Source organism: Bacillus sp. SIMBA_074, assembly GCF_046534555.1.
GTDB lineage: Bacteria > Bacillota > Bacilli > Bacillales > Bacillaceae_G > Bacillus_A > Bacillus_A mycoides.
Map to the genome: position 1 here is coordinate 1 of NZ_JAWRYM010000724.1, position 262 is coordinate 262.

At 38.5% G+C, this 262-nt stretch carries 1 protein-coding gene; it reads left to right on the forward strand.

Features of this window, described 5'->3' with window-relative positions; genetic code table 11:
- On the forward strand, window positions 1-262 hold a 262-nt coding region (locus tag SB773_RS32685), incomplete at both ends, for a LysE/ArgO family amino acid transporter (protein ID WP_410594554.1).

The window sequence follows — 262 nt, forward strand, 5'->3', positions numbered from 1 at the left end:
CGATCACAGCTGCCATTTGTGATACAGTGCTCATCCTGTTAGCTATTTTGGGTTTTTCGTTGATTGTCATGCAATATGATTGGCTGCGTGTTACATTAATCATATTCGGAGTCATTTTTTTATTGTATATGGGTTTTCAAATTTGGTCTGCCAAAGCGCACCCACAGTCGGACGCTCAAACTATGCAAATGTCCACCAAAAAACAAATTGTATTTGCCTTATCAGTATCATTACTGAATCCACATGCAATCTTGGATACGAT